Here is a 21,201-nt window from a genome sequence, read left to right on the forward strand (position 1 = left end):
CCGTCGCCGCGCAGCAGCTTCACGTTGGGGTACGGGGCCGGGCCGGGGTGGACGAAGTCCTCGACGGCCACCGGCGCGGCCGAGTTGTCCGCCGGGGTGCCGTCGGCGGAGGCGATCGCCGTGACGCCGAGCGTGGCGGCCGCGGCGACGGCGCCGCCAACGAGCCAGCGGGACATGCGCTTTGACATGCCTAATCCTTTTCGTTCATCTCGCGTTGCCCTGATGGGCAGATCTTCGGAATCGGGTGACCGGCCTGAATGGTGGGAGAACAAGCCGGGCGTGGCGCAACGTCATTGTCGGTGCGAATGACATGAATTGACTGCGTCACAGATGTCGGAGCCGCAGGCGGAATCCGGCCCATCGAACCAGACGGGCCGGTGCCCGGACAACCGCTTTCGGCGACTGGCCAGGCAAGATGTCACGCTTTCAAGGTCATTGGGTGCTTGTTGGCGATGCGGTTGTATTTGCTTGGCTATGCTCGCCGTCGGGTGTTTCATTGCGCTCGCTTTGCCCGGCAACTCCCAGAATTCGTGGACGCTCTGATGAGACGTCATTTATCGTGGCTCCGCCGCGGCCGGGATACGGCCGACGTCGACAGTGGAGGTTTCCCGTGCGCCAATCGATATCCCGCTCACGACGGCGAGGAAGGGGAAGGCCGCCGCTGTTGGGCAGGCTCTCCCTGGGACTGTTGCCGCTCGCGCTCACGGCGGGGCTGGTGGGGGCCGCGGGTCCGAGCGCCGCCGCCACCGGGCCGGCCGTCGGACAGGTCCAGCCGAGCGACCGCGAGCGTGCGGTGCAGGCGTGGCTCAACGGCGGTCCCCGGCTCCACGCACTCGCGGAGGCCGCGCTCGCGGGCTCCGACCAGGACGTGAAGCGGTTCGTCGAGAACGAGCTCGCCGGGGCGCAGAGTGCGGACGACCTGCTCGCTGCCACGCAGATCTCCAGCGTGGGCGGGCCGAAGGTCCGCGAGGCCGCGGACAAGGCCATCGACGGGACGGCCGCGGATCGGCGCGCCTTCCTGGAGGGCGGTTGGCAGGCGGCCCTCGACGCGGACCGGCGGCTGTGGATCACCCGGATCACCGACCCCGCGATGGGCGCCGGGCGGAATCTCCAGGCGGCGGGTGATGCCGCGCTGCGCAGCAACACCGGTGACGACCTGCAGAAGTTCCTGACGGAGACCCAGTTCACCGCGAAGGACAGCGACGACCGGGTCAAGCTGGTCCAGATCCTGAGCTCCGGTGGCCCCAACGTCCAGGCGGCGGCGCGGATCGCGCTGAACGGTTCGATCCAGGACGTGCGCGACTTCCTGGCGACCGGTCAGTACATCGCGCAGAGCCGTGACCAGGAGCGCGCGAGCATCGCGCAGCTGGCGCAGCAGGCGAAGGACGCGAGCGCGCAGGCGGCCCAGGAGACGGCCGCGGCGATCGAGGCCAAGGACCAGGCGGTCCACAACTCGGAGCTGGCCAAGGCGGATGCCGCGCGGGCGGCTATCGAGACGCAGCAGGCCGGCAATGACACGGCCAAGGCCACGGAGGCGGCGAACCGGGCCGCCAGCGCGGCCGACCGCGCGGGTGCGGCGGCGCAGACGGCGCTGACCGCCGCGCGTGCGGCCAACGCCTCGGCGCGCGCCGCCGCCGTCGCGGCGTCGAACGCGGCGGCGGCCGCGGCGGGTGCCCAGCGGGCCGCGGCCAATGCGCGGACGGCGGCCGCGGCCGCGGCCGGTGACGCGACCAAGGCGCACGAGGCGCGGGTGGCGGCGGACGCCGCCGACGCCGCGGCGAAGATCGCCGCGGACGCTAACGCCACGCTGGTGAAGGCGAACGAGGCCGCCAAGAGCAGCAAGGACGCGGCGGGTGCCGCGCTGAGTGCCAAGGGCAACGCGGATTCCGCGGCGGGTTCGGCCGAGCAGGCCGGTGCCTACGCGGACAGCGCCGGCGGGCAGTCGGCGAAGGCCAAGCAGGCCGCGGCGGCGACGCGTCGCGCGGCCGCCGAGGCCGGCCGTGCCGCCGCCGCCTCGCAGCAGCTGGCCGGCGAGGCCGCCGCACAGGCCGAGGCCGCCAAGACGCTGCTGGCGTCCGCTGCCTCCCACGCCGCGGCCGCGGCACAGGCCGCGCGGGACGCCGCCGACCACGCCGGTCAGAGCGCCAACGCCGCGCAGGAGGCGACCGACCACGCGAACGCCGCCTCCGGCTTCGCCACGGACGCCCAGACCGCGGTCGACAAGGCCAACGCCGTCCAGGACCTGACCCGTCGCACCGAGGCCGAGGACCTGACCAACCGCACCGCGGCGGCCGTGGAGAAGGCCCGCAAGGCCAAGGCCGACCAGGCCGACAAGCAGGCGCAGACCGACCAGGCGGCCCAGGAGGTCCAGCAGGCGAAGGCCGAGGCCGACCGCCTCGCCCTGCTGGCCAACCAGCCCGGCGCCACGCCCGCGCAGGTCGCCACCGACGGCCGCAAGCTCGCCCTCGTCTCCCGCAAGATCTCCGGCACCTGGGGAGAAGCAGCGGCCGAGGCCGCCCTCACCGGCAACGACAACGCGGTCTTCTCCTACCTCAAGGCCGGTCGCAAGCAGGCGGAGGAGCACGACGCCCGCGACCGCGCCACGCAGGTCTACACGGACTCGGAGAGCGACGCGGTCCGTACCGCCGCCTACACCGCGCTCCAGGGCAACACGGACCAGGTCGGCCTGTTCCTGACCAGCGGCCAGGCAGAGGCTGCCGCTCCCGACAACCGGCTGACGATCACCCGCATCAGCGACAACGCGGGCCCGGCCGTCAAGGCCGCCGCCGACGCCGCGCTGCGGGTCAACACCCCCGCCGCGCTGCGGGACTTCCTCGGCAAGGGACTGACCGACGCCCAGGCCGCCGACGACCGCCTGACCGCCGTCCGGCTGGAGGACGCCCCGGACACCGAGCCCGAGCTCAAGGCCGCGGCCAAGGTCGCCCTCGAAGGCCCCGTCCAGGACCTGCGCACCTTCGTGGCCCGGGGCCAGTACACCGCCCAGCAGCGCGACCGGCTCACCGCCGTCCACGTCGCCGACGTCAAGGGCCTGATCGCCCAGGCCACCGCCGCCGCCGCGACCGCCCAGCAGAACGCGGCCACGGCCCAGGCCGCCGCCGCCCTCGCGCGCGACGCCGCCAACGAGGCGAACGGCTACGCCGCCGCGGCCACGGCATCGGCCAACACCGCCGCCGACCAGGTCGCCAAGGCCCAGGCCGCCGCCGACGCCGCCCAGGCCGACGCCGCCAGGGCGGCCGCATCCGCGAAGACCGCGAACGCCGCCAAGGCCTCCGCCAACCGCGACGCCGCCAAGGCGGTCTACTCCGCCAACCAGGCTGAACGCTCCGCACGGCAGGCGTACTTCGCCGCTGCCGATGCCAAGGAGTCCGCCGGCGCAGCCCGTGCCTCGGCCGAGGCGGCCGGTCAGGACGCAGCTGCCGCCCAGGCCGCTTACGAGGACGCCCAAGCGGACTACCAGACCAAGTACGACGCCGAGGAGAAGGCCCGGCTCGCCAAGCTGGAGGCCGAGCGCAAGGAAGCCGAGAAGCAGGCCCAGGCCGAGAAGCAGAAGCAGGACGCGATCGCGGGGATCGAGGAGGAGATCAAGAAGGCGAAGGAGGACAGCGAGAACGTCAGCTACCTCTACCGCCTCTTCTCCGAGAGCATCCACCTCACCCTCGACGTCATCGGCGGCGCGGGCGGCGTCATCGCCCCCGGCCTCGCCGACATCGCCGACCTCGTCAACTGCGCCTACTACGCCGTCGAGGGCCGCACCACCGAGGCGGTCACCTCCTGCATCGGCGCGATCCCCTTCATCGGTGACGGCGCCGCCGTCGCCAAGCTCGCCCAGTGGGCCAAGAAGTTCGGCTCCTGGGGCGAGAAGGCCGTCGAGTTCATCAAGAAGCTCGTCACGCGCATTCCGCCGTCCTGCCCGCTGAACAGCTTCCCGGCCGGTACCCGCGTCCTGATGGCCGACGGCTCCACCCGCGCCATCGAGACCGTCCGGGTCGACGACGAGGTCCTCGCCACCGACCCCACCACCGGAGCGACCGGCCCCCGCCGGGTCTCGAACACCATCTACACCCCGGACGACCGCGACTTCACCGACATCTCCCTCGGTGCGGGCCGGTCACTCACCAGCACCGACCACCACCCCTTCTGGGCCGAGAACCGGAAGCAGTGGACCGACGCCGCCGACCTCAAGCCCGGCGACGAACTGCGCGACCCGGCCGGACAGGCCCGGCCGATCGAGAGCGTCCGGCACTGGAACACCCTCCAGGGCGCCTACAACCTCACCGTCGACGACCTCCACACGTACTACGTGCTGGCAGGCGACCTGCCGGTCCTGGTCCACAACACGGACCCGGCCTGTGCGACTCACCTTGCCCTCGGCCTCGAATCCATCCGCGGACAGGAAGTCGGGACGCTCGACCGGTTCGCGCAGGGCCTTGGAGCCGTGACCTACAAGAACGGGCCTTTCGGCGACCTGATTCCCAGGGGCGTGGCAACTCCTGAGAATCTCAGCAAGATGATCGATCGGGTCGTCTCCGGCGGTGGAAAGATCAGTTTCAACATGAAGGGCGTTCAGGATGTCGAGGGGATCCTCAAGGGGATGGACTACGGCAACGGTTACACGTCGCACGAGTTGAGGTACATCTGCGGAAACCCGGCGGTTCGTAGGATCACCACGTTCATCAACGGCGACGCTCCCTGCTAGCGACTAGGGTGACGCCATGAACCTGGAGATCTCCTTCGACAGCGGGAAGCGGAACACTCGGCCCGTGATGGTGGCTCTACCCGAGGGCGGAGGGCAGGTGCTCGGCGAGTTGACCGCTCGGGAAGAGCGGCCCGGAGGGTTCGAATGGCTTCAGGTCGTCATGAAGGTCTGGTACCGGCACGTTCTTCCGGTTGCGCCGTTCACCGAGTCGATCGAGGCGGGCTCCGTCGAGACATGGGTTCCCGTCGACTCCGTGACCTTCCTCGACGGGTATGACTACTCGGGAGTCAGGAACATGAGCCCGGGTGAGGGCCGGCCGGAGGGTGCTCCGCGGTTTCCGATGCCGTGGGAGGTATGAGCATGTGATGGGCCGTATGGTGCGGTGAACCGTCTTCCCCGCATCACGCCCCCGTCGGACGCTCGAAGCCGAGAGGTCCTCGCCGACACATGTCGGCGAGGACCTCTCGGCGTCACTGCGGCTGTGGTCGTGGACGACCCCGACAGGCGGGTGCGAGCGGGTGGTCCGAGTGTTCGGTGCCCCGTTCGGCCGCTACGGGCGGGTGAGGCGCAGCGCCAGGTCGCGGGCGTGGGTGGCGGCGGTGGGGCCGCGGGTGGGGTCGGGGGCTTCGGAGAGGAAGACCAGGGCGAGCATCAGGGCGGCGTCCAGGCGGCAGGCGAGGAGGCAGGGGTCGTCCTCGTCGGGGACGGGGGCGACGGTGGCGTAGCCGGCGCGCAGGACGGCCAGGTCGAGGTCGTTCTCCGGGTAGCGGGCGTACTCGGCGAGGCGGCCGAACTCCAGGGCGGGGGTGCCGAGCAGGGCGTTCGACCAGTCGAGGAGGGCGGTGATGCGGCCCCGGCTGCGGCGGATGTTGGAGCTGCGGACGTCGAGGTGGAGCAGGCTGGTCCCGGTGAGGGAGGAGAGGTGGCGGGCCAGGAGGTCGGCGGCCGGGGGCTCGGGCAGGTCGTCGACGCGGCGGGCGAGTTCGGCCCAGCGGCGGCCTATCCGGGTGGTGAGGACGTCGACCGTGCTGCCGCCCTCGGCGGCGACGGGGTGCAGCCGCGGCGGCGCCACCTGGTGCAGCCGGGCGAGGAGTTGTCCGAGGGCGTGGGAGTCGAGCGGGGAGCCGTCGTCGTCGACGTAGTCGGAGAGCAGCACGTCGGGGGAGTTCGGGTCGTCGGCGAGCACCAGCTCCCGGGCCCGGGCGACGGGCAGGCCGTGCTCGGCGAGGTGCCGGGCGATGGCGTGCTCCTGGACGAGCAGGGCGCGGGTGTCCACGTACGGGTCGTTGGCGTTGGAGTCGAACCGCCGGTGCGCGAGCCGTACGGCGACCGGCGCGCCGCCCCGTCCCCGGGCCCGGAAGACGGTGAACTCCAGTCCCTTGCCGACGAGTTCGAGGCCGCTCAGGCCCCACTGCTCGGCCAGTCGGTCCAGTACGGCGAAACGCTCGCTCATTGCGCATCCTCGGGAGTCTTGCGACGGTCGGTCACCCTGCTGTCCTTCAGCAGGGCGTAGGCGATCGGCAGGCAGGTCAGCAGGGTGACCACACCGCCGAGGGCGAAGGCGGCGCGCGGCCCGGCGGAGGCGCTCACCCGGCCGAAGACCAGCGCGCCGAGGGGCATCGTGCCCCAGGCGAAGAGCCGGTACACGCCGGTGGCCCGGCCGAGCATCCGGTCCGGGATGATCGTCTGGCGCAGCGAGACGGCGACGACGTTCCAGACCATCAGGGCGAAGCCGGTGGCGCAGTAGGCGGCGGACACCACCCACACCCGGTCGGTCGCCCCCACCGCCAGGCCGGCGACGCCCATCGTGGCCAGGCCGCCGACCAGCGCGGGGACCCGGCCGATCGCCGTGGACAGCCGGCTCGCGACCGTGCTGCCGATCACGCCGCCGACCGCCCCGGCGGCCAGCAGCGCCCCGTACGCGGAGTCCGGAAGCCCCAGCACGTCGTGCACCAGGATGACGAAGACGGCGATCTGGCCCAGGTAGACGGCGTTGATGACACCGGCGGAGACGGTCAGGGCGCGCAGCAGCGGATCGCGCAGGACGAAGGCGACGCCCTCGCGGATGTCCGCCGGCAGGCGGGGGCGGGGCTTCTCCGCAAGCGATCCGGGTTCGGACTCGGGTTCGGGTTCGGGGTCCGGGGCGGGTCCGCGGATGCCGCGCAGCAGCACCGCGGAGACCAGGAAGGAGACCGCGTCGATCAGCAGCGGAACGGCCCGGCCCACGGTGAACAGCACGCCGCCGACGACCTGCCCGAGCAGGTCGCGGCCGATCGTCTGGACGGCGAAGAGCCGGCCGTTCGCCGACTCCAGGCGCTCCTCGGGAACGACGCTCGGCAGCAGGGCGAACGACGCGCAGTCGAACAGCACTTCGCCGACGCCCAGCAGGAAGGCGGCGGTGAGCAGGGGCCAGAAGGTCAGCCGGTCGGCGGCGAGCAGCACGACGGCGAGGACCAGCACCGCCGCGCGCAGCAGGTCGGCGAGGACCATCAGCAGGCGGCGTTCGAAGCGGTCGGCGTAGGCCCCGGCGGGCAGGGCGAACAGCAGCCAGGGCAGCGTGGTCGCGGCGGTGACGGCGGACACCTGGAAGGCGTCGTGCAGCACCGCGGTGGACAGCAGCGGCAGCGCGGCGAAGCGCATGCCGTCGCCGATCGCGGAGGAGGCCGCGGCGCCGATGACCCGGTGGTAGCCGGAGGCGGGACGGACGGCGGTGTCGGTGCTCACCCGCGCGGCTCCGGGAGGGATTCCGGCCCGGCGGGCGCGCTGTCCCAGGCGCCGGCGCCGTCCCCCGCCGAGAAGACGGCGCAGCGCAGTTCGCTGGTGTACCGGTGGCCGTCCACCTCCAGCCAGCGCTGGTCGGGGGCGGGCAGCATCTCGGAGATCTCCAGGGTGCCTTCGGCCCTGGCGGCCAGCCGGCCCAACTGCCGTACCAGCAGGGGGGACTCCCAGTCGACGTAGACCGGCTTCGGTTCGCCGGGGACCTTGACGAAGACGTGCCGGGGCAGCCGGTGTTCGGCGCGCAGCCGGCAGGCGGCGACGAACCGGGCGGCGTCGTCCCGGCCGGTCGGCCGGCCGAGGGCGGTGGTGTCGCGCAGCCGCTCGGCGGGGATGCGCCAGGTCTCGCGCTGCAGTACGACGCGGCCGCAGCGGATGCGCGGGATGTGCGCGAGGTGGGGGGCGTTCAGTCCGGCGCCGCCGAAGTGGCGGGGGAAGGCGAAGGGGGAGAGCGGGTCCTGCCGGATGCTCGGGCCGCCGGCCGGGGGCGCCATCAGCCGCAGCCGGCCCTCGACGCCGCGGGCGCGCAGTTCCAGCCGTTCGCCGCGCAGCACCAGGTACAGCTGGGAGGGCTGCAGGACCCGGTCGCGGGTCTGCGCGGAGCGGCCGTAGACCTCCAGGTCGTGGCAGGGGTAGACGAGTTGGGTGGAGGACTTGTCGGGGTGGCCGCGGGACAGGTTGGCGAGGACCTCGTCGTCCGCGAGCAGGGACTGGTAGCCGCGGTACACCTCGGAGAGCAGTTCGGGGGTGTGCTCCTGGATCAGCGGGCCGAAGCTGGTGTGGGTGATGACCTCCCGAACCGCGTGGCAGTCGCCGATGACGGCGGTGAACCGGCCCTCGGCCAGGTCCTCCCGGCTCGCGGCGGCGAACAGGACGTCCGGGTCGCAGACGGCCGGTGGGCTGCTGGGCCGGCCGGCGAGGACGGCCGCCATCCGGTCCCGGTCCACCACGACCTCGGAGCGGTCCGGGTCGGTCGCGGCCCCGCCGAGCAGGGCGGCGCCGATCGCCCGGTCCAGTTCGGCGAGTTCGGCCTCGACGGCGAGGCACTCGCGGGCGATGGCGTCCCGGTCGCGGAAGAACTCGGCGTAGAGCACGTCCAGTGGGATCTCCACCCCGGGGCCGAAGCGCTCGGCCACCCACCGGGTGAGGATGACCAGTTCGCGCCGCATCCGCAGGCGCGGGCCGGCCAGCACGGTCTCGTACACGATGGACAGCTCGTCGGTGATGAAGCGGGCGAGGTCCGGGCCGACGGTCAGGTCGGCGGGCCGGCCGCGGGCCTCCTCGAAGAGGATGCTGCGGTCGGCGTAGTGCAGGCCGCTGTTGCGGTTGGCGGGGCCGCCGGTCAGCTGCTCGAACCGGGCCTTGCCGGCGGCGAGGGCGGCCGCGCGGTCGGGCAGCGGCAGCCGGGCGAAGCGGGTCAGGTCCGCCTCGAAGCCGTCGATCGCGGCGAGCAACGGGGCGGCCGGTTCGGCGGGGGCGGCGAGCAGCTGCTCGCGCAGGGCGGCCAGCGGCCGGTGGTCGCCGATCGGGATCTCGAACTCGACGACCACCCATTCGCGGTCGGCGAGTTCGGCGAGGGCCGTGTCGAAGGGGACGGGGCCGGGCAGCTCGTCCTGCCAGGCCTGCCGCAGTTCGCGCAGGGTGCGTTCGCCGTCGCAGTGCTGCCACAGCCAGGCCTCGTACGGTTCCACCGGCCGCCCGCCGAGGTGCTGGAAGTCCCAGTCGGTGTCGAGGCCGTCGCGGGTGGTGAAGGCGTACAGGTCGATCCGCCCGTCGCGCAGGAAGGACAGTGGGCGGCGCCGGGGCCGGGCGTGGTCGAGCAGGCCGGGGACGGCGGCGGCGCTCTGGGCGAGCTTCTCGGCGGCCCAGTGGCTGAACAGCGCGTGCCGTTCCAGCTCCCGCTCGCCGGTCCAGGTGATGCCGGGGGCGGTGCCGAGGCGGCCGGGGGTGAAGGGGCCGAAGTGCGAGTGGGTCTCGTTCTTGGTGGTGACCCGTTGGAGGTACATGGTGAGCAGGTCGGTCATCTTGCGGGTGCGCCGGCCGGTCGTGCCGTCGTGGCCGTCGAGCCAGGCGGCGAAGGTGGGGTAGGCGGAGTCGTTGGAGAGCAGCAGGACCTGCCGCAGGCGTTCGTCGCCGAAGGCCTCGACCACGGCGGCCCCGGCCCGGTCGAGGCGGTCCTGGTGCCGGGCGGCGAAGCGGGTCTGCTCCTCGGCGAAGTGCCGGGCGGCGTCCTGGTAGCCGCGCAGGGTGGCGGCCGCCTCGGCGGGTACGGCGGCGGCCGCGGCGGCGAGCGCGGGCTCGGGGACGGGCAGCAGGAAGCCGGCCGGGGAGGAGAGCCGGGCGGCGCCGGGCACCGGGTGCCGGCGCAGGGCGGCCTTGAATTCCTCGGCCAGCGCCTTCAACCGCTGCCCGTGGGCGACGAGTTCGCGGGCCTCCTCGGCGGCGGCCGGGTCCGCCAGGGGGGCGAGCAGCTCCATCGGGAAGCCGGCCTGGCGGAGCACGACGACCGGCGCGAGCTGCCAGGCGACGCGCGCACCGGGCTCGGTGGTGGTGGTCCGGGGGTCGTTGACGGTGGTCACAGCCTCACCTGGGGACTTGAGTGGACGGGAGGACGCCGGTCGTGCAGGGCGTCCAGGACGGCGAGCGGGTCGGTGGGGAGCGCGGGCAGCAGGCCGGGGCTGGGCGCCCAGGGCTTGACCCGCACCCCGTGGTAGTCGGACCCGGCGGTGGCGACCAGGCCGAGCCGTCCGGCCGCCGCGGCGAGCCGGGCGCTGTCGGCCGGGGTGTGCCAGCTGGTCCACACCTCCAGCCCGGCCAGGCCGGCCGCGCGCAGCGGTTCCAGCAGCGCCGCGCACTGCGGGGCGTCCAGGCCGGCGGTGAGCGGGCCGGGGTGGGCGAGGACGGCGACCCCGCCCGCCTGCTCGATCCAGGACAGCACCTCCACCAGGTCGGGGTTGACCGGGTGTTCGACGTGCAGCGGCCGGCCGGGCCGGCACCAGTCGGCGACGAGGCGGGCGAAGCGGTCGTCGCCCTCGCGGTACGGGGCGAACCGGGGGTCGCCCTCGGCGGCCTCCAGCAGCAGGGCCAGGTAGTCGTTGACGTAGGCGACCCGGTCGCCGCCGAGGCGCCGCTCGACGTCGGCCCGGGCGAGCGGCACCCCGAGGGCCCGCGCCCGGTCGGTCCAGGTGCGCCACCAGGCCAGTTCGGCGTCGTGGACGCGCCCGATCCGCTGCCGGAACGGTTCGTCGCCGGGGTCGACGAAGTAGGCCAGGCAGTGGGTCTCCTCGCCGCGCCAGCTGGTGGTGATCTCGCAGGCCGGTACCACGGTGAGGCGCCCGCCGGCGGCCCGCTCGAAGGCGGCGACGCCCGCGAGGGTGTCGTGGTCCGTCACGGCGGCCACCCGCAGGCCGGCCTCGACGCACCGCCGGGCCAGTTCGGCCGGCGCCTCGTCGCCGTCCGAGTGCCGGGTGTGCAGGTGCAGGTCGACCGGGGTGGCCAGGGTGGCGGGCGCGCCCCGCATCAGCAGGTCCTCCGCATCAGCCGGATCCGCATCAGCAGGCCCCTCGCATCAGCGGGCTCCGGGCAGGGTGCGCCGCCAGGAGGCGGCCAGCCAGCGCTCGTACTCGGGGCCGGACGGGTCGTCCACGACCAGGCAGAGCGGCTCGATGATCCGCCCCGCGCCGCCGGCCAGGCCGCCGTGCAGCATGGTCAGGTTGTGGCCGAGCAGCAGGTCGCAGTGCTCGCCCGGGGCGAGCACCTCCCAGCGGCGGCGGAACCGTGCCCAGGTCAGGCCGGTGGCCATGAGTACCTGGTGGCAGAAGAGCCGGGCCGCCTCGCCCCGGCACTCGCCGCACGGACAGCCGTGGGCCAGCGGCACGGCGGCGGGGAAGCGCCGGCGCTCCTCCTTGGTCAGCACGGCCTCGCCGTGGTGGAAGGACAGGCCGTGCCAGAGCGGCTCCTCCAGTCCGAGCATGGCGCCGACCGAGGGGTAGGCGCAGCCGTGCTCCGGCTGGCGCTCCAGGCCGCGGGCCAGGTTGTCGCCGAGCCAGCGCGCCGCGGTGGCCGCGGCGTCCGGCCCCCGGTCGATGCCGCGCCGCTCCAGCACGTCGTCGATCACGCCGAGCCAGTCGTAGTACGTGGTGACGCTCAGCCCCTCGCCGACCTCGGGCAGGAAGATGCCCTGGTACATCTTGTGCGCGGGGGTGGTGGTGTACCCGGAGTCGCCGTAGGTGCGCCGGGCCGGGTCCCAGTCGGGGGCGTCCTGGAGACTGGGCGTCAGGTACGAGCAGTGCTGGCCGTCGTGGTGGGGCAGCAGGGTCCGGGTGGCGCAGCCCTCGGGCACGTAGGTCTGCTGCGCCCGGTCGACCTCCAGCCGCATCCGCGCGGGGGCGCCGCGGGCGATCAGCGTGGTGCGGACGCGTTCGACGATGGAGGTGGACAGCCGCCGGCTGTCCTCGACCCCGAGCCGCAGCCGGCCGATCCGGAAGACCGCCCAGCCGGTCCGGTGGATGACCTCGACGGCCTCGGCGGCGAGGGCGTCCAGTGCCCGCTCGCGCTCGGCGGGGGCGTCGGAGAGCAGCGGGGTGCAGTCGAACCGCGCTTCGTGGGGGGTGAATCTCACCGGTGCTCCTGGGGTGCGGAGGGGGTGCCGGGGGCCCAGGGCGCGAGTTCGGCCGGGGCCACGTCGGTGCGGAACAGGAACTCGAAGAGCAGTCGGGCGGCGATCTGCGCGGTGCCGCCGGACGGGTCGTAGCGGGGCGCGATCTCGGCGATGTCGACGGCGCCGACGGGCAGCGCCCGCAGCTCCTCGTAGACGTCGAGGAGGTCGCCGATGCCGATGCCGCCCATGGTGACGTGCCCGGTGCCGGTCGCCGCGGCGCTGTCGAGCACGTCGATGTCGAGGGAGACGTAGACGGTGTCGCAGCGCGAGCCGAGGTCCTCGATCACCGGGCGCAGGGCCGCGGCGGCGCCGTCCCGGGTGATGGAGGAGCCGGGTACGACGTGGAAGCCGCTGTCGAGCAGGCCGCGGAACTGGTCGTACTTGGTGACGTCCCCGACGCCGACGAAGGCGATGTCCTCCGGGCGCATCCGCGGGATCTCGCTGATCCGGCGGGAGTTGGAGCCGTGGTACAGCGGACCGTGCAGGGTGCTCCAGTTGCCGAAGTCGAAGTGGTGGTCGATGTTGATGAACCCCACCCGGCCGGCGCCGCGGTCGAGCCGTCCGGCGCGGAAGCCGGCGAAGGTGGGGAAGGTGCAGGAGTGGTCGCCGTTGAGGAAGATCAGGCGCGGGGCGTTGCAGCTCAGGCGGCGGCTCTCGGCGGCGACGGCCTGGAAGGTCTTCACCGTGTCGGTCGGGTAGATGTGCAGGTCTCCGGCGTCCGCGACGCTGGGCGCGTGGTAGCGGAAGGTCTGCCCGGTGCGGGTGTCCAGCATCCGCCACTGGCCGAGGCTGGTGAGGTAGCTGGAGAAGACCAGGCTGGCCTGGCGGATCGCCCGCGGTCCCTCCGCGGCGCCCGGGCGGGAGCTGGCGGTGGCGTCGAAGGGCACGCCGGACACCACCCAGCCCGTCTCGCCGACGTCCACCTGGTCGGCGGTGGTGGTGGGGGCGCCGAACAGGGTGCCGACGCCGGCCCAGCCCGGCAGCGGGTCCTGCGCGAAGTCCTCGGGCTTGACGCTGTTCCGGAGCGCTTCGAAGTCGGGGAGCTCGGTCATGTCAGTCCTCCTGCACGGCGGACGCGGCGGGCGCCGTGGGTGCGGTGGGCGCGGCGGGCGGGGTGGGCGCGGCGACGGGCAGCGGGGCACGGATGACGTCGTGCGCGGCGGCGATCTTCTCCTGGAACAGGTCCCAGCTGGCCTCGGGGGACAGGTGCCGGGGCCGGTAGACGACCGGGGCGTCCTCCCGCCAGTCGGCGAAGTCCCAGTTGAAGATGCGCTCGCGCAGCCTGGGGAAGTCCGGGGTGAGCGGGTACGGCACGAAGTTGTACAGGTTGAAGAGCCACAGCGCCGATTCGTTCTCCCGCATCCAGGCGACGGTCTGGCCGTGCGCGGCCTCCGTCTCCTCGTCGAGGCCGCCCATCATGTTGAGGACGATCTTCAGCCCGGCGTCGCTGAGTTGACGGATCTTCGAAGTGTAGTCGTCCAGGCCGCGGGAGAGCTTGTTGAGCCGCTTCAGCATCTGCGAGTCGGCCGACTCGAAGCCGAGCTCCACGGCGACGACGCCGAGTTCGAGCATGGCCTCGACGATCCACTCCTTCACCTGCATCACGTGGGTCTGCACGATGAAGCGGTAGCCGGGGCGGTCGCGGAAGACGTCCAGCAGGTTGCCGACGGCTTCGCGGGACTGGCCGAAGGTCTTGTCGCCGATGTAGAAGAGCCGGGTGTCGGGGAACCGGGTGGTCAGCTCGTCCACCTCCTGGGCGAGCGCGTCCTTGGCGACCAGGGTGAGCTGCTTGCTCCAGGCGTCGCCGCAGAACGAGCACTGGTACAGGCAGCCGTGGCTGGCGTTGAGCCGCAGCAGCGGCACCCGGCCCTGGTAACCGCCGAGGTGGCGGTAGTCCGGCGCCCAGGTGATCCGGTCGGAGACCAGGCCGGGCAGCAGGGGCTTCTCCAGGCTGCCGCCGGAGCCGGAGGCGAGTTCGACGAGGCGGCGCACGAAGCCGGCGTCGAGCTGGCCGCGGTGCACGGCGTGCACGGCGCCGTCCGGGGCGAGCGGGGCCATGTTCCCGCCGAGGACGACGCGCCGGCCGGCGTGCTCCAGCCGCTTGGCCACCTCCAGGGCGAGGCGGAGGTTCTGGGCGAGCGGGGACATCAGGACCAGGTCACCGGGGGCGGTCGCGTCCAGCAGCGGTTCGGCGCAGTCCTCCGGCTCGGCCGGGGTCCTGGACAGGTCGCGGAAGACGGAGTCGAGCCCCGCGGTGTTCAGCAGGGCGGTCAGGTGGGCGACCCACAGCGGCATCTCCCACAGGCCGTCGGTCGGGATGAAGTACTCGGGCAGCAGGGCCCGGAAGCGCCGGTCGTAGTCGTCGTAGTAGCGCGACAGGTTCGGGTCGGGGTCGTGGCTGGAGGGGAAGGGCAACTGGACGATGCAGCTCTTGGTCATGAGCGGTGCCTTCGGTCGGTGAGGGCGTGGGGTCCTCGACGCGGAGCACTCAGTGGGACCGGCGCGAGAAGACCGCACAACGCAGCTCGCTGGTGTGACGTTCTCCGTCGATGTCGAGCCAGAGGTGCTCCGGGGCGGGGAGCATTTCGCTGAACTCCAGAGGGGCGGCCGTCCTCCGGGCGAGCCGGAGGACCTGCCGGACGATGAGGGGGGACTCCCAGTCGACGTAGACCGGTTTCGGCTCGCCGGGGATCTTCAGGAAGCCGTGGCGCGGCAGGCCGAGGTCGCGGCGGAGCCTGCGGGCGGCGGCGAACTCGGGGGCGTCGCCCTTGGACCGGTGGACGCCGGGGCTCCAGCCGCGCAGCGCCGCGGCGGGGATGCGCCAGCGTTCCCGGTGCAGCACGATCCGGCCGCAGCGGATGCGGGGCACGTGGTCGCGGTCCCGGTCGCGGATGCCGACCCCGCCGAAGTGCCGGGGGAAGGCGAACGGGGAGAGCGGGTCCTGGCGGATGCTGGGGCCGCCGGCCAGCGGGGCGAGCAGCTTCAGCCGGCCCGCCAGGCCGTGGGCGCGCAGATCCATCCGGTCGGCGGTGGCCACCAGGTACAGCCGGTCGGGCCGCAGGACGTCGCCGCGGGCCTTCGGGGAGAGCCCGTACACCTCCAGGTCCGGGCAGGGGTAGGTGAGTTGGGCGCCGGTCTTGTCGGGGTGCGAGCGGGAGAGGTCGACCAGCACCTCGTCCTCGTCGAGCAGTTCCCGGTACCGGGTGTGGATCTCGTCCAGCAGCTCCGGCGCCTCGGCCTGGAGCATCGGGGCGAAGCTGGAGTGGGTGAGCGCCTCGCGCACGGCGTGGCAGTCGCCGACGACGGCGAGGAAGTCGCCGCGCGCGATCGCGGCGGCGTCCGGCGCGGCGAGCATCACGTCCGGGTTGCACAGCGCGGGCGGGGTGTCCGGGTGGCGGGCGAGGAGCTCCTCCAGCCGGGCCCGGTCGACGACGCTCTCGGGCCGGCCGTCCTCGGCGCCGTCCAGCAGCAGGGCGACGACCTCGCGGTCGAGCGCCTCGATCTCCCGGTCCACCTCCTCGCACTGCGCGGCGAGGCGCGGCTTGTCGGCGAAGAAGGCGGCGTAGAAGTCCGGCAGCGGTACGGGCGTGCCGAGGCCGAAGCGCCGTGCCGTCCAGTGCCGCAGGACCTCCAGTTCGCGGCGGATCCGCAGCCGGGGGACGAGCAGGGTCAGGTCGTAGACCGCGGACAGCTCGCGGCCGATCAGCCCGGTGACGTCCGGGCCGAGGACGACGTCCTCGACCGGGCTGTACGCCTCCTCGTAGAGGATGCTCCGGTCGGCGTAGTGCCGGCCCTCTGAGCGGTTGGCCGCCGACCCGGTGACCTCCTCGAAGGCCTCCTTGAGCTCGCCGAGCAGGGCCGCGCGCCGCGCCGTCGGGCCCTCGGCGAAGCGGCGCAGCCCGTCCTCGAAGCGGCGCACCACGGCGAGGTCGGGGGAGTCCTCGGCGAGGTGCCCGGCGAGCGAGCGCAGCACGTCGGTGGACCCGATCGGGATCTCCCAGCGTCCGATCAGCCAGTCCTGGTCGACGAGTTCGGCGAGCACGTGGTCGAAGTCGAGGTCGGCCGGGCGGTCCGGGCGTTCGGCCCAGGCGGCGCGCAGCCGCGCCACCGTGCGTTCCCCGTCGCAGTGCTCCCAGAGCCAGGAGCGGTGGGTGTCGAAGGTGTCGGACTTCACCGCGACGAAGCGCCAGCCGTCCGGCATGCCGGTGGTGGACTCGAACGCGTACAGCCGGACCAGGGGGCCGTCGGCGAAGGCGAGCGGGCGCCGGCGGGGGCGCACCGTCTCGAAGGCCTCCGGCCGGGCGCTGAAGACCTCGGCCATCGCCTCGCCCGCCCAGTGGCTGAGCAGGGCGATCCGGCGCAGCGGGCCGGTGGACCAGGTGATGCCGGTGGCGGCGGCGCCCTCGGCGGCCGCCCGGGCGACGGCGAGGGGGCCGAAGTGCGAGTGGGTCTCGTTCTTGGTGGTGACCCGCTGGAGGTACATGGCGAGCAGGTCGGTCATCCGCTTGACGTGTCCGTCCGACCCGGTGCCGCCGGCGGCGATCCAGGCGGTGAACTCCTCGAAGCGGGCGTCGTTGGACAGCAGCAGGACCTGCTGGAGGGAGGGCTCGCGGAACAGGTCCACGACGGTCCGGCGGGCCCGGGCGAGGGCAGCACCGTGCTCCTGTTCGAAGGCCTTCCAGTGGCCGTTCAGGGTCTGCACCGCGTCCTGGTAGCGCTTGGCCGAGTCCAGGGCGGCGGGGCCGAGTTCGGCTTCGAGCCGGGCGAGGTCGGCGGGCGGGAAGGGGCGGAGCATGCCGACGCCGGAGGCGAGGTCGCCCCGGGTGCCGGCCTGTTCCGCGCGCAGGGCGGCCTTCAACTCCCGCCCCAGTTCGACGGCTTCGTCCCGCAGGGCGAGGACGGTGTCGGCGGCCCGGGCGGTCGGACGGTCGACGACGCGGTCCAGTAGCGAGAGCGGGTAGCCCGCGTGACGCAGCATCGCGACCGGGGCGAGCGACCACCCCCGGCCGCCGCCCTGCGCGGGTTGCACGGTGTCGGGGCGCTGCCTTGGCTCGTCCATGATCGTCCCCTCATGGCTGACTTGATCACGACAGTTCGTGACCATACCCAGACGTCGAGAGGTCTTTCAATAACGATGTGGTCAACCCGTCGGGTTCCGGCCGGAACTGACCGGTCGACAGCCGAAACTCCGAGGTCGTGCAGCAGGGTCGGGCCATTGGGATGGCCTCGGTGGGGCGCATTCGTCCGGAAATTGACGACAGGTCAGGTGTCGGGTCGGTCGTGGCACGAGCCGTCGGGGCCGGACGCGCCGGAGGGGCGCCCCGGGCGGGGCGCCCCTCCGGGTGGGTCAGGACTGCGCGGCGAGCAGCGCGGCCAGCCCGTCCAGCCCCCGGTCGAGGGTGGCCGGGTCGACCTGGCTGACGGAGAGCCGCAGCTGGTGCTCCCCGCCCGCGCCCGGATAGAAGTGCGACATCGGGGTCCAGATCACCCCGTACTCCGAGGCCGAGCGTTCCAGCAGCGCGTCGTCCACCACGCACGGCACCGTGAGCACCAGGAAGAACCCGCCGCGCGGCTCGTTCCAGGTCACCCCGCTGCCGGGCGGGAAGCGCTCGGCCAGGCCCTCCAGCACCAGCGAGAGGTTGCGCCGGTAGAGCGCGGCCACCTCGGTGTTGGCGGCCCGCAGGCTGTGGCCGTGCTCCAGCAGCGCGCCGCCGATCACGGCCTGGGCGATCGGCGAGGTGTTCACCGTGGTCATGCTCTTGATCATGCCGAGCAGGTCGGCGAACAGCTCGGTGCCTCCCCGCCCGTCCGCCACCAGCTGGTCCGCCACCACGTAGCCGACCCGGGCGCCGGGCAGGGCCGTCTTGGCGAAGGAGCCGAGGTGGACCACCCGCCGCTCGGTGTCCAGCGCCTTGAGCGAGGGCAGCCGCTCGTCACCGGCGAAGACGCAGTACGGGTTGTCCTCCAGCAGCAGGAAGTCCTCCTCGGCGGCCAGCGCCAGCAGCTCCCGGCGCAGCTCCAGCGGCAGGCTGGCCCCGCTCGGGTTGGCCACGTCCGGCACCAGGTACAGCGCCCGCGGACGCAGGCCCTCGGCGCGGGCGGCGGCCAGCCGGCGGCGCAGGTCGGCGAGGTCCACGCCGTCCGGGCCGTCGGCCACCGCCCGCACCGGCAGGTCGGCGAGCAGCGCCGCGCCGGTCAGGCCCACGTAGGTGGGGGAGACGGCCAGCACCACGTCCTCGGGACCGCGGCGCAGCGCCCGCAGCACCAGGAACATCGCCTCCTGGCAGCCCACCGTCACCACGATCGACTCGGCGGGCACCTCGATGCCCTCGTCCGTCGCGAGGTGGGTGGCGATCAGGTCGTGGATGATCCCCTTGGTCCGCCCGTACTGGAGCACCTGGCGGCGGGCCGCCTCCTGGCTCAGCCCGCGCTCGGTGCGCAGGTGGTCGAGGTAGCGGTCCAGGTGGCGGTGGACGGCGTCCAGCTCGAAGAACTGCTCGGCCGGGCGCCCGGCCGCGAAGGAGACCGCCTCCGGGTAGCGGATGGAGATCTCGTTGAGCAGGTTCATCGAGGTCATCGCCGGGTCGGCGAGGGAGGTGTGCAGGCCCGCCAGCAGCAGGTCGTGCGGTGCGGCGATGGTGGTCACGGGGTGCTCCAGGTGGTGCCGGGCAGGGTGGTGGTGCGCAGTTCGGCGGCGGCCCGCAGGTCGGCGCAGCCCGCGAGGCCGAGCGCGTGCCGCAGCTCGGCGGCGAGCAGGTCGAGGACCTCGGTGCAGCCCGCCTCGCCGCCGGCCGCCAGGCCCCAGATCAGCGGGCGCCCGAGCAGGACCCCGGAGGCGCCGAGGGCCAGCGCGGTGAGCACGTCCGAGCCGCCGCGCACCCCGCTGTCCATCAGCACCTGGCAGTCCTCGCCGGCCAGCGCCTCGGCGACGGCCGGCAGGACCGTCACCGCGGGCACCGCCCGGTCGAGCTGGCGGCCGCCGTGGTTGGAGACCACCACGGCCGCGGCGCCGATCCCGGCGGCCCGCCGGGCGTCGGCCGGGTCGAGCACGCCCTTGACCACCAGCGGCAGTTCGGTCTCCCCGCGCAGCCATTCGAGGTCGGCCCAGGTGACGCCGGGGGAGAGCAGTTCGGCGGTGTGCGCGGCCACCGCCGAGACGGCGGCGGTGGACTCGTGCGCCCGCCCGGCCGCGCCGCCCTCCAGCAGCGCCGCGCGGACGTCGGCGGGCAGCGCGAAGGCGTTCCTGGCGTCGCGCAGCCGGCGGCCCATGTACGGGACGTCGGCGGTGACCACCAGGGCCTCGCTGCCGGCCTCCTCGGCGGCCCTGACCAGGTCGAGCAGCCGGCCGCGGTCGCGCAGCCAGTACAGCTGGAACCAGAGCGTGGCGCCGGTCCCCGCCAGCTCCTCGAAGCCGACGCTGCTGAGCGTGCCGACGGTGAACGGCACGCCCGCGGCCGCGCAGGCGCGGGCCGAGGCCAGCTCGCCCTCCGGGTGGAACAGCCGGTGGTAGGCGACGGGCGCCACCGCCACCGGCAGGGCCGCCCGGCTGCGCACCAGGGTGGCGGCGGTGTCCCGGGTGCTGACGTCGGTCAGCACCCGGGGCACCAGGCCCACCCGGTCGAAGGCGGCCCGGTTGGCGGCGAGGGTCAGTTCGCGTTCCGCGCCGCCCTCCAGCCACTCCCAGACCTCGGGCGCGAGCGCGGCCCGGGCCCGGTCGGCGTACTCCGCGACGGACAGCACCGGGCGCCCGGCGGCCGGGCCGGCCGGTGGAACGCTTCGGACGGACGCGCTCATCCGGCCACTTCGCCGGCGTTGCGCTGCAGCTCCACGGCCTCGTAGAGGGCGCGGATGTTGTTGCTGCCGAAGTTGCGGGCCCGGATGCGCTCGATCACCTCGAAGAAGTAGGTGTTCCGCGGGTGCTGGGAGCGGGTGAAGATCTGGAACAGCTGGCCGTCGTGGTCCTGGTCGACCAGCAGGTTCAGCTCGCGCAGCTGCTCGAAGGAGTGCCGCAGCGGCGTCAGGCGGTCGGGCAGCGCGTCGTAGTAGGTCTGCGGGGTGCGCAGGAACGGCACGCCGCGCTCGGCCATGGTGGCGACGGAGTGCACCGCGTCCTCGGCGGCGAAGGCGACGTGCTGGACCCCGGCGCCGCCGTGGCCGGCCAGGAAGGAGGCGATCTGGCCGCCCGCGTCCGCGGTGAGCGGCTCGATCAGGGTGAGGGTGACGCTGCGGTCGGCGCTCTGCACGACGGCCGAGTCCATGCCGAGCGTGCCGACCTCGACCCGCTCCTCGAAGATCGTCCGGAAGCCGAAGACCTCGCGGTAGCGGTGCTCGGTCTTGCGCAGCTCGCCGAACGGGATCAGGACCGCGAAGTGGTCGACGGAGTGCAGGCCGACCTCGCCCTCGCCGGTCAGCGCGGCCGGGTCCGGCAGGCCGGGGATGCGGCCGGCGGGGACCTCGGGGCCGCGCTCGACCAGGGTGTGCACCACGTCGCCGAAGGCGTCGACCACCGCGGTGACGCAGCCGTCCGCGGCCTGCGGCTCGCGCAGGGCGGCGGCGCCGCGGGCGGTCAGCGTGCGGAACGCGTCGGTGGCGTCCGGCACCCGCAGGCCGAGGGCGCCCACGCCGTCGCCGTGGCGCTCCAGGTAGTCGGTGGCGGGGTGGCCGGCGGCCAGCGGCTGGGTGATCAGCAGCCGGATGCCGGACTGGCCGACCAGCGCGGACAGGCAGCGCTCGGCGATGTCGCCGCGCTCGGTCGGCGGGACGAGCAGCTCGAAACCGTACTCCGTGGTCAGCTTGGCGGTCTCGGCGCCCAGGTCGGCCACGTAGAACTCGACGTGGTCCAGCTCGACGGGGATCGGGGTGACGGCGGGCGAGGAACGGTCGGTCATCTGAGGAGCTCTCTCGTGAGGAGGAACGGGAGGGTGCTGAGGGGCGATCGGGCGGGCGGACGTGCTCGGTGGTGCGGGTGCGCGCGGCGGTGGTGCGGGCGTTCGGGGGGTGCGGGCGTTCGGGGGGTGCGACGTTCACGTGGTGCGGAGTTCGGGCGGGC

The 21,201-nt window shown here is 73.7% G+C and carries 13 protein-coding genes and 1 pseudogene; 2 read left to right on the forward strand and 12 right to left on the reverse strand.

Features of this window, described 5'->3' with window-relative positions; genetic code table 11:
* Nucleotides 1-188, reverse strand: a pseudogene (locus ACZ6EM_RS36740) (hypothetical protein); the annotation flags it as partial.
* Nucleotides 189-664: 476 nt separating this feature from the next.
* On the opposite strand from ACZ6EM_RS36740, the gene ACZ6EM_RS36745 reads away from it, so the two are divergent.
* The gene (locus ACZ6EM_RS36745) at nt 665-4,717 is read left to right on the forward strand and encodes a polymorphic toxin-type HINT domain-containing protein (RefSeq protein ID WP_465774328.1); all 4,053 of its coding nucleotides are present in this window, start codon (nt 665-667) and stop codon (nt 4,715-4,717) included.
* A 16-nt stretch (nt 4,718-4,733) separates the two neighbouring features.
* Nucleotides 4,734-5,075 carry a hypothetical protein gene (locus ACZ6EM_RS36750; protein ID WP_401048374.1) on the forward strand — a complete coding sequence of 114 codons (342 nt, stop codon included), beginning with the start codon at nt 4,734-4,736 and terminating at the stop codon, nt 5,073-5,075.
* Nucleotides 5,076-5,267: 192 nt separating this feature from the next.
* On the opposite strand, the gene ACZ6EM_RS36755 is transcribed toward ACZ6EM_RS36750, so the two are convergent.
* From ACZ6EM_RS36755 to hppD, 11 genes are all read right to left on the reverse strand, one after another.
* Nucleotides 5,268-6,170 (reverse strand): phosphotransferase family protein, encoded by a 903-nt coding sequence (locus ACZ6EM_RS36755; protein WP_452179963.1) that lies wholly within the window; start codon nt 6,168-6,170, stop codon nt 5,268-5,270.
* Nucleotides 6,167-7,441 carry an MFS transporter gene (locus ACZ6EM_RS36760; protein ID WP_401048371.1) on the reverse strand — a complete coding sequence of 425 codons (1,275 nt, stop codon included), beginning with the start codon at nt 7,439-7,441 and terminating at the stop codon, nt 6,167-6,169. The genes ACZ6EM_RS36755 and ACZ6EM_RS36760 overlap by 4 nt, the downstream gene beginning before the upstream one ends.
* Entirely contained in the window at nt 7,438-10,071 is a 2,634-nt protein-coding gene (locus tag ACZ6EM_RS36765) for a lantibiotic dehydratase (protein ID WP_465774329.1), read from the reverse strand. Before ACZ6EM_RS36765 ends, ACZ6EM_RS36760 begins: the two co-directional genes overlap by 4 nt.
* The gene (locus ACZ6EM_RS36770; protein WP_401048367.1) at nt 10,068-11,012 is read right to left on the reverse strand and encodes a PHP domain-containing protein; all 945 of its coding nucleotides are present in this window, start codon (nt 11,010-11,012) and stop codon (nt 10,068-10,070) included. Before ACZ6EM_RS36770 ends, ACZ6EM_RS36765 begins: the two co-directional genes overlap by 4 nt.
* 48 nt (nt 11,013-11,060) lie before the next feature.
* Nucleotides 11,061-12,113 carry a hypothetical protein gene (locus ACZ6EM_RS36775; RefSeq protein WP_452179967.1) on the reverse strand — a complete coding sequence of 351 codons (1,053 nt, stop codon included), beginning with the start codon at nt 12,111-12,113 and terminating at the stop codon, nt 11,061-11,063.
* Complete coding sequence (locus tag ACZ6EM_RS36780; RefSeq protein ID WP_452179968.1) at nt 12,110-13,204, reverse strand: arginase family protein; 1,095 nt, start codon at nt 13,202-13,204, stop codon at nt 12,110-12,112. The genes ACZ6EM_RS36775 and ACZ6EM_RS36780 overlap by 4 nt, the downstream gene beginning before the upstream one ends.
* Before the next feature lies 1 nt (nt 13,205).
* Nucleotides 13,206-14,591 (reverse strand): B12-binding domain-containing radical SAM protein, encoded by a 1,386-nt coding sequence (locus ACZ6EM_RS36785; protein WP_401055025.1) that lies wholly within the window; start codon nt 14,589-14,591, stop codon nt 13,206-13,208.
* Between the two features lie 49 nt (nt 14,592-14,640).
* Nucleotides 14,641-17,211 (reverse strand): lantibiotic dehydratase, encoded by a 2,571-nt coding sequence (locus tag ACZ6EM_RS36790; RefSeq protein WP_465774330.1) that lies wholly within the window; start codon nt 17,209-17,211, stop codon nt 14,641-14,643.
* A 288-nt stretch (nt 17,212-17,499) separates the two neighbouring features.
* Nucleotides 17,500-18,729 (reverse strand): aminotransferase class I/II-fold pyridoxal phosphate-dependent enzyme, encoded by a 1,230-nt coding sequence (locus tag ACZ6EM_RS36795; protein WP_401055362.1) that lies wholly within the window; start codon nt 18,727-18,729, stop codon nt 17,500-17,502.
* A gap of 65 nt (nt 18,730-18,794) precedes the next feature.
* Nucleotides 18,795-19,946 carry an alpha-hydroxy acid oxidase gene (locus ACZ6EM_RS36800; protein ID WP_380548029.1) on the reverse strand — a complete coding sequence of 384 codons (1,152 nt, stop codon included), beginning with the start codon at nt 19,944-19,946 and terminating at the stop codon, nt 18,795-18,797.
* The gene (gene hppD, locus ACZ6EM_RS36805) at nt 19,943-21,040 is read right to left on the reverse strand and encodes a 4-hydroxyphenylpyruvate dioxygenase (protein ID WP_401045264.1); all 1,098 of its coding nucleotides are present in this window, start codon (nt 21,038-21,040) and stop codon (nt 19,943-19,945) included. Before hppD ends, ACZ6EM_RS36800 begins: the two co-directional genes overlap by 4 nt.
* Nucleotides 21,041-21,201 lie beyond the last annotated feature (161 nt).

The organism is Kitasatospora sp. NPDC041917 (assembly GCF_055589745.1).

What these genes read in the sequence shown, in the direction of transcription:
- ACZ6EM_RS36790 (WP_465774330.1), bottom strand. Translation starts at nt 17,211, where the DNA reads ATGGACGAGCCAAGGCAGCGCCCCGACACCGTGCAACCCGCGCAGGGC.
- ACZ6EM_RS36755 (WP_452179963.1), bottom strand. Translation starts at nt 6,170, where the DNA reads ATGAGCGAGCGTTTCGCCGTACTGGACCGACTGGCCGAGCAGTGGGGC.
- ACZ6EM_RS36785 (WP_401055025.1), bottom strand. Translation starts at nt 14,591, where the DNA reads ATGACCAAGAGCTGCATCGTCCAGTTGCCCTTCCCCTCCAGCCACGAC.
- ACZ6EM_RS36770 (WP_401048367.1), bottom strand. Translation starts at nt 11,012, where the DNA reads ATGCGGGGCGCGCCCGCCACCCTGGCCACCCCGGTCGACCTGCACCTG.
- ACZ6EM_RS36750 (WP_401048374.1), top strand. Translation starts at nt 4,734, where the DNA reads ATGAACCTGGAGATCTCCTTCGACAGCGGGAAGCGGAACACTCGGCCC.
- ACZ6EM_RS36800 (WP_380548029.1), bottom strand. Translation starts at nt 19,946, where the DNA reads ATGAGCGCGTCCGTCCGAAGCGTTCCACCGGCCGGCCCGGCCGCCGGG.
- ACZ6EM_RS36780 (WP_452179968.1), bottom strand. Translation starts at nt 13,204, where the DNA reads ATGACCGAGCTCCCCGACTTCGAAGCGCTCCGGAACAGCGTCAAGCCC.
- hppD (WP_401045264.1), bottom strand. Translation starts at nt 21,040, where the DNA reads ATGACCGACCGTTCCTCGCCCGCCGTCACCCCGATCCCCGTCGAGCTG.
- ACZ6EM_RS36795 (WP_401055362.1), bottom strand. Translation starts at nt 18,729, where the DNA reads ATGACCTCGATGAACCTGCTCAACGAGATCTCCATCCGCTACCCGGAG.